This window comes from Bradyrhizobium sp. 41S5, from assembly GCF_011516665.3.
GTDB lineage: Bacteria > Pseudomonadota > Alphaproteobacteria > Rhizobiales > Xanthobacteraceae > Bradyrhizobium > Bradyrhizobium quebecense.
In genome coordinates this window covers 7037738-7049426 of sequence record NZ_CP083721.1, presented here as the reverse complement: position 1 = coordinate 7049426, position 11689 = coordinate 7037738, and the positions used below count along the sequence as shown (strand labels likewise).

Genomic DNA, 11689 nt, shown 5'->3' with positions numbered 1-11689 from the left:
TACGACGAAGACCGCCTGATTGAAGCGTGCGCGCGGGCACGACGAACTCTATGATGGTTTGCGTGAAGGTCAGGCGGCTTGCTGACCGGCGGGCTCGGCGCAGGAGCTTCCATTCCCAGGGCAGCAGTTCGTGCAGATGCGATGCGGGAAGATCGGCGATACGGGCGAGGACGTCGGCGAGTCAGGCCTTGGGATCGACTTTGTTGAGGCGACAGGTCGTGATGATCGTCAGCATGATGGCGGCACGGTCGGCGCCACGCTGGCTGCCGGCGAAGGTCCAGTTGCGCCTTCCCAAGGCGATGCCTCTCAATGCGCGCTCAGCACAATTGTTGGTCAAGCAGATCCTGCCTGTCATTCGGCCCAAACAGGGCTCTGCGTCGAGGGTAGAGGGTACCGCCGCGCTACCGGACAGGGCTGGTATCGGTAGGGTCACGAGATCGGGACGAAGCGCGAAATTGGTTTGCATTTGCACGCCGCCAAGCCGCACCGATCGCGTCCAAGACAAGCCGCCCGAGATCGTATCGCCCCAAGATTGCGCGGCGGCGATCAGGGTGAGACTCCAGCGACAATCAAGGTGAGACTGCGTCGATGGGGACGGACCGAAGGGAGGGCGCAGCCCGACCGGAGGACCGTCCCCATCGGCGTCGCGTTTTTGGACCCGTCTGGCGGCCGGGTGCGGCTGGTGCAAGCTGTTGATTCGTCTCGACAAGAGGGAATCGATGCCTTGCCTGGCCTCCACATCACCGACCACCAGATGAGGCTGTACATGACCTACCGACTGACACTGTCCCCCGAGGCCGCCGCGGCCAAGGCGGGGTTCTCGAAGGCAAGCGCGGATCGATCGAGGGCGATTGTCGCCCGCCATCGCAGAAGAAGACGCCGAGGGGCCGGCGCCGGTCCGATCCGCTCGGGCAGTATTGGGACGCCGAGATCGTTCCGATCCTGAAGGCTGCGCCCGGCATCCGCGTGATCGGCGGCTGGACGAGCTGCGCCGACGGCATCATGATTTGAACCCGAACATCCGCCGCACGCTGGAGCGGCGCATCAACGCCTGGCGCGCGCTCAACGGTCCCGAACAGGACGTGATCTTCCGCCAGCAGCACGAGCCCGGCCGCCTGGTCTGTCCGACTTCACCGACGTGAGCGCGCTCGGTATTACCATCGCGGGTGAGCCGCTCGATCACCGGCTCTATCACTTCCGGTTGGCGTTCTCCGGCTTCGAGCATGCCCATGTCGTGCTCGGCGGCGAAAGCTTCGTCGCCCTGGCGGTGGGCTTGCAGAACGCGCTGTGGGCGCTCGGCGGCGTGCCGCGGGAGCATCGCAGCGACAGCCTGTCGGCAGCATTCCGCAATCTGGCCGCCGACGCACGGGCGGATCTGACGCAGCGCTACGCCGGGCTGATGGGCCACTATGGCATGGCGCCAACGCGCAACAAATGCGGGCATCGTACATGAGAACGGCCCGATCGAGAGCGCGCACGGCCATCTCAAGCGGGCACTGGAAGATGCGCTGTTGCTGCGGGGGACGCGCGACTTCGCCAGTCTCGATGCGTACCGGGCTTTTGTCGACGAGATTGTCGGCCGGCGCAACGCCAACCTCGCCAAGCCGATCGCGCTCGAGAAGGAGGCCTTGGCGCCGCTGCCAAAAGGCCGCACGACCGACTTCGAGGAGAAAGTGATCCCGGTGACGTAGTCAGGCGGCTTCATCCTGCGGCGCGTGTTCTACACCGTGCCTTCAAGATTGATCGGCCATCGCCTGCGTGTGCGCATCTTCGACGACCGGCTCGAATGCTTCCTTGGCGTCACGCCGGTCGTGACGCTGCGGCGCGGTCGGCCTATGTCCGAGAGCCAGGGCGGTCATGTCGTGGATTACCGGCACGTCATCCATGCCCTGCGGCGCAAGCCGATGGCGCTCCTCAATCTCGTTTATCGCGACCAACTCTTCCCGCGTACAGCTTACAAACGTCTGTTCGAGACCTTGCGGGAGCATGGTGATGACCGGCGCGCCTGCAAGGTGACGGTCGAGCTTCTGGCGCTGGCTCACGAGCGCGCCTGCGAAGCAGAACTCGCCGAGGTGATCGCGATGGATCTGGACGCGATCTTGCCGCGCTGCGCGGCCGCTTCCGACCCGAGGCGGCCTCGATCCCACGTGTCGCCGTGTCGCCGTCCAGCTGGTGCCGCTCGACGTCTACGATGAACTCGCCTCCGTCAGCGTCATGTTGGGCCGCTCGAACATGGGAGAGGCAGCATGACCGGTATCGCTACCTCCGTCGATGCCGCCCGTGTCGAGCTGCTTCTCAATGAGCTCCGCCTGCCGGGCGTCAAGGCGATCTGGCCGAAGCTCGCCGCACAGTCGGACAAGGAAGGGTGGCCTGCCGCCCGCTTCCTCGCCGCCCTTGCCGAGCACGAGGCGGCCGATCGCACCCGCCGTCGGATCGAGCGACACATGGTGGAAGCGCGTTTGCCCGCCGGCAAGACGCTCGCCCCCTTCGACTTCGAAAGCGTGCCGATGCTATCAAAGGCACAGGCGATGGCGCTCGCCGCTGGCGACGCCTGGTTGAAGGCCGGCGCCAATTTGCTCTTGTTCGGTCCACCCGAGTCCGATTCATACTGCTCACCTCGCTATGCCGTTATAGTTCAAGCTCTCTTTGGCGCAGATCGTCGGACGGCGGCCGCCGGAAGCGTCGCGCCTGCGCGGCCTTCTTGACCTCGGGTTGCTCCAGATCAAGCGCTTTGATCACCCAAGGTGCGCCTTTGCACAGCTGGTGCGCAGGTAAGCTCTGCTCCGCGATCAGACGGTGAACCGTCGATGGGCTGACCTGCAAGGCTGCGGCGGCTTCATCCAGAGTGATTTCTCCTCTCTCCTTGCGTTCGCCCTCTCGGTAGGGCGCGATAGCCTGCTGGTTGCGCAAGTGGCAAACGCGGGCGCGGGTCCAATTGTTACCCCGCCCCGTCGACTTGCCGGCCCGGTTGAGGACTGCCGCGATCGTGTTGTCGGGCATCTGCCGTGCCAGAACACGCACGAGATCGATGGCATCCGCGGACGTCCTCCAGCGGTGTTGACCCGTACGGTTCTTCCTGGTCTTCAGTGCTGTATGATCGCCGCCCTGCCAGTGGATGACAAGCTCGATCGCCTCATCGTGGACGCGCACAACGATCTCGCGGATCACAGTTCGGATGATCCGCTTGCGCGTCGCAGGCGTCGCCCCAGGGCTGTTCCAGGCTCGCTCCAAATCGGAGCCAAGCGCGAGTAACCGCTCGCGATCCGCCTCGCTCAGAGTCGTCTCCGGCTTGGCTAAAAACGCCCCGCGCTCATCCTCGAGCGCGCGGACAGCCAGCAGGCGTTCATTCCAACGCCGCTCCAACTCGCCAGCTACCAAGCGATGGTCGGGATCGACGGCCTCATAGTGCCGACGAGCACGAGTGGCCTCATAGCGCGCTTGCTCCAGAGCCAGTTCAAGTTGGCGCAGCTTCTCGGCGTGCTCACGGCCGCGAGCCTCCATGGCAGCCAGCGCAGCCTTGACACCGAGCGGCTGCAAACGTGCGATGACTTCCGCGCTGATTGCGCGATCCACGCGCAGGCCGCCGAATGAGATGCACGGATCTCCGCCATGGTTGATCTGGCTACCGCGGCAATGATAACGCCCAACAGTGCCGTGCGTGCCACTGTAGGCAACGTGAAGTTTGCGACCGCAGTGACCGCAACGAAGGAGCCCTGCAAGAAGGGCCTCGCCGCAGCGGACCGAGCCACGACTCATGAAGCTCTTCCCATTGGCGTTATCGGTGATCAAGCGCTGATTCCTCTCGAACTCCGCCCACGTAATGTAGCCCTCATGGTGATCCTTGATCAAAACTTCCCAGTCGCTGCGCTCCCGCCGGAAGCCCCGCACGATCCTCTTGCGGCCGGCCTCGATCGTCACCCGACTGCCCGAGCGCCCGAAGGCGTAGGCGCCAGCATAGATGGGATTGGTAAGGATGTGATAGATCGTATTGTAGACTGGTAACTTCCACTCGACGTGGCGACCCTCGGGGCCATGGCTGACCGCGGGCAAAGTGATTCGTTCTTGCCGTAACCACAGGTGGACCTGGCGAAGTGTCTGCATCTCAGCAAACCTGGTGAACACGAGTGCGAGCGCCTCCTGAATGCGCCGATCAGGGTCCTTCTCGATCCGATCGTGGGAGACTTTGAGATAACCGATTGCAACGTTGAGGAAGAGCTCCCCCCTGCGGGCCTTCTGCTTCAAGGCTTCAAGCGAGCGCTGCCGAAAGATAGACAGCTCCATCTCGCTCATTGTGCCCTTCATGCCGAGCAGAAGGCGATCATTGGGGTGGCGCGGATCATAGACGCCGTCCTCATCGGCGATCAGTGTTCCGACGAGCCCGCAGAACTCCAGGAGCGTATGCCAATCCCTGCCGTTGCGGGCCAGCCGAGAGGCCTCAATCGAGACCACAGCGCCAACTCGCCCTTCGCAAATGGCGGCAAGCAGCTTCTCGAACCCGGGACGCGTGGTGCCGCCACCAGAGCGACCGAGATCATCGTCGATCACGACCACCTCGCTCCAGCCCAGCTGCCGCGCACGGTCGGCCAAGCCGTACTGGCGGCGCTGGCTCTCTCGGTTGTTGATAACCTGGTCGGCCGTCGACTGACGAACGTACACGACGGCCTGGCGAGCAAGGTGCTCAGGCGTGATCTTGCTCACCGCTGTCCTCCCGGTTCACGTCGTTTGCGTCGACCGCGCTGTCGGTGAGTGCTTCGGTCAGAAGCTCCTTCAACAGCTCCAACATTTGCTGGTGGGCTTCGATTGGAATGCTGCTGTATTTTGGAGGGCTCCCGAAAAGATCCCCTGACGACGTGATGCGTCCGCCATGACCGCCTCCTCGCGATTGGGACGATTCCCTGGGAGAGGAGGCTAAGACCGCGTCGGCAAGAACGCGCGCCTCCAGCAGACGATCCACCGGAAGCCGCGGATCAGCCGTCAGTCGGAAGGAAGCGGCGGCGGGGGCCGTCATCCATGCCGGCAGAAGCGTTAACGTCGCATCAGGTTGTCTGATAACAAAATGCGTCTCACTCCCGAGCCGCTTGCGGGCGACAACGACGACTAACGCTCCACATCGCGGATGAAATGGGTAGAGGATCTCAACCTCAGATCCCAGACACCCGGCATTATGACGCTGGCCCGCCTGGCGGCGGCAAGACCCATCTCGGCACGGCGATCGGCCTGGCTCTCGTCGAGAACGGTTGGCGCGTTCTCTTCGCGCGCACCACCGATCTGGTGCAACGGCTGCAGGTCGCGCGGCGCGAGCTGGCGCTGGAGTCCGCGATCGCCAAACTCGATCGCTATGACCTCCTGATCCTCGACGACATCACATATGTGAGCAAGGATCAGCCGGAAACCAGTGTGCTGTTCGAGTTGATCGCCGCCCGCTACGAACGACGCTCGCTGCTGATCACGGCCAATCAGCCATTTGGCGAATGGGGGCGTATCTTCCCGGACCAGGCAATGACGTTGGCTGCCATCGATCGTTTGGTCCACCACGCCACGATCCTCGAGATGAACGTCGAAAGTTACCATCGAAAAGTTGCCCTCGATCGCAGACGCGGTCCAGGCCGGCCGCCTGTTCACACTACCCCCAACGAACTCGACGGCGGCCAGCGTCAATTATCTCCTGACTCGGCCGCCTCGTCTCATCTTGATTGACGCGCCGCTCCCATCCTGATTGTCGCGTTATAAACGATAGGCGCTCGGTATCCGAATACGCCCACGTGGAGGCGAGGCGCGTCAGACCGCCAAACTCCTGTGATACAAAACCGCCCCGGGTTTGCCGGAGGCCATTTAGTTTAAGTTCTGCCGCCATGGCGGATTGTTCCAGCATGGCGTAGTAGCGTTTCTCGGCTTCGGCCGGCGGTATGTTGCCGATGGGCTCGAGGAGCCGTCGGTTGTTGAACCAATCCACCCATTCCAGGTCGCATGTCGCAATCTCGACGGCCTCGAAGCTGCGCCATGGGCCGCGCGGGATCACCTCGGCCTTGTAGAGACCGTTGATGGTTTCGGTGAGAGCATTGTCATAGGAATCTCCGAGGCTGCCGACAGAAGGCCCCACACCAGCTTCAGCCAAGCGCTCGATGTACTTAATGGATACGTATTGGCTGCCTCTGTCGCTGTGGTGCACGAGCCCGCCACGATGGACCGGCCGTCGATCTTGCAGTGCCTGCTCCAGCGCATCGAGCACGAAGCTGCATGCGCCGCGCGCGAGGCTCGCCAGCCCACAATCCTGCGGGCATAGGCGTCGATGACAAAGGCGACGTAGACAAAACCCGTCCAGGTCGCGACATAGGTGAAGTCGGAGAGCCAGAGAACGTTCGGCCTTGGCGCCTTGAACGGGCGATTGACGTGATCCAGCAGGCGTGGCGCAGCCTTGTCGCTGATCGTGGTCTTGATGGGTTTGCCGTGGATCACCCTTGCAAACCCATGTTCCGCATAAGTCGCGACACTGTGCAACGGGCAACATCGAAGCCTTCGCGCTTGAGCTGGCGCCAGACCTTGCGCACGCCGTAGAGGGAAAAGTTTTGATCGAAGGCGCGCCGAACCTCGATCTTCAGGGCGGCGTCCGGCTTGGCGCACGTCGACAGCCTGGCGGGATCGCGCCGTTTGGCCACATGGGCGTGGTAGGTCGAGGGGGCGATCAGGCAACACCTGACAGATCGGCTCGACCCCATGCGCCCCACGATGATCGTCAATGAAGGCGATCATGGCTTGGACCGGCGGTCGAGCTCCGCCATCGCAAGATAAGCGCTCGCCTTGCGCAGGATCTCGTTGGCCTGTCGAAGCTCACGGTTCTCCCGTTCCAGGGCCCTCAGCTTCTCGGCCATCTCCGTCGGAACGCCGGTCCGCTGCCCGCTGTCGATCTCGACCTTCTTGACCCAGTCATGTAGCGTCTGCGGTGTGCAGCCAATCTTGGCGGCAATCGATCTCACCGCCGCCCACCGCGAAGGGTGCTCGCTGGCGTGATCCGGAACCATCCGAACCGCACGGGCCCGAACCTCGGGTGAAAACTTGTTCGTCGTCTTGCTCGTCATGGCTCCATCCTCTCGGGAGTTGGAGCCTCCGGCAAACCCGGGGCGGTTCAGACTGCAACAAAAGTGAGTCAGAGCCAATTTTTTACGTCGTCCCACAGCGCTCGTCAGGTACTCGACAGCTTCCTCTCATAGCAAAAATTGTGGGGAAGAACATCCGAGTGTCCGACTGCCTGCGGCGCGGACGGTTCGGATCCACGCTGGTTTGTTGCTGGATCCAACGTTGAGAGCACATTCTGTGCTGTGGATTTGGTCGCCGCGCTGCCGTCTCGATTGCCCCGCGCATGAGATCCAAACCGAGCTCTGATGCGCCTATATCTTCGAAAGTGAGAACGGATGGATTTCACCTCAACTAGCCGATTGCAGCAACAATCGAACAGCGCCGCCCAGCAAGAGACTGCACCGGTGTCCCCGTCGACAGACGCGGCGGCCTTTGAGCGGCAGCTAAGCGAGATCACCCGTCCAGGTGATCGTGTGCTGATGCAGACCCCCCCCCATCAAGTCGCCGCATCGCCATCGGAGGCGCAGCCCATCATGCAGGCGAGCGGGCGCGAATGCCCTCCAGCGTCGCAGGGTAAAGGCGGCGGGCCGATGCCAGGCGCCTCGGCGCTGCAGCCTGGCCAGTCAACAGAGGTTTACGGTACCCGTAGGCGTCCTCTTTATTCCCAAGATGCTGACCTTATTTTGGAGCTTGAGGAGGCCTTCATCAAAGGGGGGGCTGCCGAACGCACTGCCAAGGAGAATGTAGGTCATCTTCTCAGATTGGGCCGCTGGCTCTTTGAAAACAAAAAGCAGGCCATTGCTGCTCGGCTCGACGACGAGTCGTTGACCGTTGATGCGTGCGAGTTCTTCGGAAAGGGTAATCCCACGAGACTCCTTACGGCAATAGGTCATCTCCGGACCTCGCAGTCGACGGGCGGAATCGTGCCGATCGCAGACCGCGCTAAGCTGAATCCTTATCCCCAGGACGCGGCTCTCATCAAAGAGTACAAAAACGAAGCAACGACAGGTACCGCCAGTACCTATGCATTTGCCCTTAGCAGTTTCAGTGACTACCTGCGTGAAAACAACAAGAAGGGCATTGCTGCTCGGCTTTCCGGCAAGGCGTTGGATGGAGATGTCGGAGACTATAAGAAGGACGCCGGTGGTAATAGGCGGATCGGTGCCGCACTGACCCATCTCCGAAAATCGTCGGCCGGCGCTAAGGCGATGGAGCTTGAGCGCCATATTTCCCCCTTTCCTGATCCCGAACGCGCGGCCCTGATGGAGCCGAGGCGGGTCAGCGACGCCGCTGCGGAGCACAGCGCGTCGCAGCGAGCTTTCAGTCGGCCAGAGGAGCTTCCTGCAGAAGGCTACGATCAGGATTTGGTTTTGGGGCTGATGGACGAACCCGGTCCGTCGCACTCGGCGCTGCAGCCGGCTCGATCAACTGGGGTTCGCAGGAAGCAGCCTCTTTATTCCGAGGACGGTCCCCTTATTTCGGGGCTTGAGAAGGCCCTCATCAAGGGCGGGGCCACCGAAATCACCGCCAAGGCCAATGTATGGCCCCTTCGCAGCTTTGGCCGCTGGCTTGTCGCAAATAACAAAGAGTCCATTGCTGCTCGGCTTAACGACGAGTCGTTGACCGTTGATGCGCGCGAGTTCTTCGGAAAGGGTAACCCCACGAGACTCCTTACGGCAATAGGTCATCTCCGGACCTCGCAGTCGACAGGCGGAATCGTGCCGATCGCAGACCGCGCTAAGCTGAATCCTTATCCCCAGGACGCGGCTCTCATCAAAGAGTACAAAAACGAAGCAGCGACAGGTACCGCCATTACCTATGCATTTACCCTTAGCAGTTTCAGTGACTACCTGCGTGAAAACAACAAGCCGGGCATTGCTGTTCGGCTTTCCGGCAAGGCGTTGGATGGAGATGTCGAGGATTATAAGAAGGACGCCGGTGGTAATAGGCGGATCGGTGCCGCGCTGGCCTATCTCCGAAAATCGTCGGCCGGCGCTAAGGCGATGGAGCTCGAGCGCCATATTTCCCCCTTTCCTGATCCCGAAGACGCGGCCCTGATGGAGACGAGGCGGGTCGGCGACGCCGCTGCGCGGCACAACGCGTCGCAGCGAGCTTTCAGTTGGCCAGAGAAGCTTCCTGCGGAAGCCCACGATCAGGATTTGGTTTTGGGGCTGATGGACGAACCCGGCCCGTCGTCCTCGGCGCTGCAGCCGGCTCGATCAACTGGGGTTCGCAGGAAGCAGTCTCTTTATTCCGAGGACGCTCCCCTTATTTCGGGGCTTGAGGAGGCCCTCATCAAGGGCGGGGCCACCGAAACCACTGCCAAGTACAATGTAAATCGCCTTCTCAGCTTTGGCCGCTGGCTCTTCGCAAATAACAAAAAGTCCATTGCTGCTCGGCTCGACGACGAGTCGTTGACTGTTGATGCGCGCGAGTTCTTCGGAAAGGGTAATCCCACGAGACTCCTTACGGCAATAGATCATCTCCGGACCTCGCAGTCGACGGGCGGAATCGTGCCGATCGCAGACCGCGCTAAGCTGAATTCTTATCCCCAGGACGCGGCTCTCATCAAGGAGTACAAAAACGAAGCAACGACAGGTACCGCCAGTACCTATGCATTTGCCCTTAGCAGTTTCAGTGACTACCTGCGTGAAAACAACAAGAAGGGCATTGCTGCTCGGCTTTCCGGCAAGGCGTTGGATGGAGATGTCGAGGACTATAAGGACGCCGGTGGTAATAGGCGGATCGGTGCCGCACTGACCCATCTCCGAAAATCGCAGGCCGGCGCTAAAGCGATGGAGCTCGAGCGCCATATTTCCCCCGGTCCTGATCCCGAAGACGCGGCACTGATGGAGCCGATGCCCGCCGGCGGCGCCGCTGCGCAGCACAGCGCGTCGCAGGACGCGGGCAGTTGGCCAAAGGAGCTGCTTCCTGTAGAAGGCTACGATCAGGATTTGCTTTGGGAGCTGATGGACGAACCCGGCCCGTCGTCATCTCTTCTTGAGCCAGCCGCGCGCCATGACCAGTCATCGGATCCCGGAGAGTCCATTCTTCCCTTGAATTGGGGCTCCGACCGCCAGCAGTTCCCGGACGAGCCGATCGGTGCACTTGCCAAGAGCAACCTCCTGCCAAGCAAGGAGGTCCTCATCAACGATGAGCATGACACAGCTGAATTGAGGCCAGCGAAGAGGCCGAGGACCCTAGACAATCTGCACGGCGTTGCCATTGAGCGGCAACTGAGCGAGATCGTCGCTTCAGGCGGTCGCCTGCTGACGTCGGCCCCCACCCATCAACTGGGTGCATCGCCATGGCAGGCGCAGCCGACGATGCAGGGGAGTGGGTACCAAGATGCCACGGCGCTGCAGCGAGCTGTCAGTCGGCCATTGGTCCTCCCGGAAGGTTATAATCAGGATCTGCGTTTGATGGTGGAAGACGGCCCACCGTGGCCCGGGGTTCCCCCGGAGCAGGCGCAGGACATAGTCCAAGCTGGACAGCAGGAACCTGCCTGGTCCGCCTCAACCTGGTCGCCGCAGATGCCGCTCAACTTTGATTGGAGTATGTGGCCGATGCTGGAAGCATCGCCAGCGCAGGCTGCCAGGGCTCGTTCAAGCACCTACGCTGGTCTTGAGCCATTTCTTGCTCTGAATGCGCCGACACCGTCCGAGTTGGGCGACGACGCTCACTTTGCGCCAGCGCACTCTACCAGGGCTCCCTCAGACATCTACGCTGGTCTTGAGCCATTTCTTGCTCTGAATGCGCCGACACCGTCCGAGTTGCGCGACGATGCTCACTTTGAGCCAGCGCAGGCTGCCGGGGCTCGCTCAAGCACCTACGGCGGTCCTCCATTGGTTGATCTGACTGCGGCCACGCCGTCTGAATCACGCGACGATGTTAATTCTGTGCCGGCGTTTCCGAGCACCTCCTACGATGCTCAGATCGGGGCTTTAGGTCCGACAGCCTCGCCTCACGGCCGCGGGCTGGTGCTCGAGGACACGGAATGGCTGGGCGACGAGCATGTCCTGAGAGATTACCAGCTCCTGGCGCAAGAGTTGGGGGGGAACAATCCGAATCTCGCCGCCCGGACGCGGTTCGTGGATCCTCTCATAACCCTTGTTAGCCTGCGCTTGGGCACCGAGAGCGAAATGCTACGCGCATTCCAGCGCATCGTCCATGATCAGAATGGTGACGACACAGCCGACTTCCTGTTCCTGCCAGTGAACAATGCCCGTGCTACGAATCTCCCCGGCACCCATTGGTCGTTGCTGTTTGTTGATCGCCGCGACCGCGAAAGGCCGGTTGCCTATCGCTACGACTCCATGGGGGAATACAACAACACGCCCGCAGCAGAGCTCGCAGCAAGGCTGGGCGCCCGCCTGGAGTCACGCGGCATGACCCAGCAGCTGAACACTTATGATTGCGGCGTCTTCGTGGTGGACGGCACGCGGGCGCTGGTTAGGCAATTGGAGCAAGGACGAGCACCACACCTGCTGAACCTCAGCAGCCTCGTTGCCAATCGGCAGGCGCTGCAGAACCGACTCAGGGGCTGATGTCGTACGCATACGACGAAGCTTTCAATTACCCATAATTTCGCCGACTCGCGCTGATCCGCGAAATC

At 61.8% G+C, this 11689-nt stretch carries 3 protein-coding genes, 5 pseudogenes and 1 other annotated feature; of the genes and pseudogenes, 4 read left to right on the top strand and 4 right to left on the bottom strand.

From position 1 onward, the window contains the following. Positions 1-103 precede the first annotated feature (103 nt). Positions 104-349: pseudogene (locus tag HAP47_RS33985) on the bottom strand (transposase domain-containing protein); the annotation flags it as partial. Positions 350-724: 375 nt separating this feature from the next. Here HAP47_RS33985 and istA point away from each other — a divergent pair. Both istA and HAP47_RS33975 read left to right on the top strand, forming a co-directional pair. Further along, positions 725-2161 (top strand): annotated as a pseudogene (gene istA, locus HAP47_RS33980) (IS21 family transposase); the annotation flags it as partial. Between the two features lie 85 nt (positions 2162-2246). Next, positions 2247-2594, top strand: a pseudogene (locus HAP47_RS33975) (ATP-binding protein); the annotation flags it as partial. 34 nt (positions 2595-2628) lie between these two features. Here HAP47_RS33975 and HAP47_RS33970 read toward each other — a convergent pair. Both HAP47_RS33970 and HAP47_RS33965 read right to left on the bottom strand, forming a co-directional pair. After that, on the bottom strand, positions 2629-4698 hold the full coding sequence (locus HAP47_RS33970) for a recombinase family protein (protein ID WP_173640842.1): 2070 nt from the start codon (positions 4696-4698) through the stop codon (positions 2629-2631). Beyond that, positions 4679-5008 (bottom strand): hypothetical protein, encoded by a 330-nt coding sequence (locus HAP47_RS33965; protein WP_173640843.1) that lies wholly within the window; start codon positions 5006-5008, stop codon positions 4679-4681. Before HAP47_RS33965 ends, HAP47_RS33970 begins: the two co-directional genes overlap by 20 nt. Positions 5009-5172: 164 nt before the next feature. Here HAP47_RS33965 and HAP47_RS33960 point away from each other — a divergent pair. After that, positions 5173-5697: pseudogene (locus tag HAP47_RS33960) on the top strand (ATP-binding protein); the annotation flags it as partial. Positions 5698-5845: 148 nt separating this feature from the next. Here HAP47_RS33960 and HAP47_RS33955 read toward each other — a convergent pair. Then, positions 5846-7076: pseudogene (locus tag HAP47_RS33955) on the bottom strand (IS3 family transposase); the annotation flags it as partial. Then, positions 6675-6792 (bottom strand) — a sequence feature (AL1L pseudoknot). It overlaps the preceding pseudogene by 118 nt. Positions 7077-7664: 588 nt before the next feature. On the opposite strand from HAP47_RS33955, the gene HAP47_RS33950 reads away from it, so the two are divergent. Beyond that, positions 7665-11621, top strand: a complete 3957-nt coding sequence (locus HAP47_RS33950) for a Ulp1 family isopeptidase (RefSeq protein WP_441299941.1) — start codon at positions 7665-7667, stop codon at positions 11619-11621. The last annotated feature ends 68 nt before the right edge of the window (positions 11622-11689 follow it).

Coding starts and splice junctions, on each gene's coding strand:
- HAP47_RS33965 (WP_173640843.1), bottom strand. CDS start 5,008: ATGACGGCCCCCGCCGCCGCTTCCTTCCGACTGACGGCTGATCCGCGG.
- HAP47_RS33950 (WP_441299941.1), top strand. CDS start 7,665: ATGCCAGGCGCCTCGGCGCTGCAGCCTGGCCAGTCAACAGAGGTTTAC.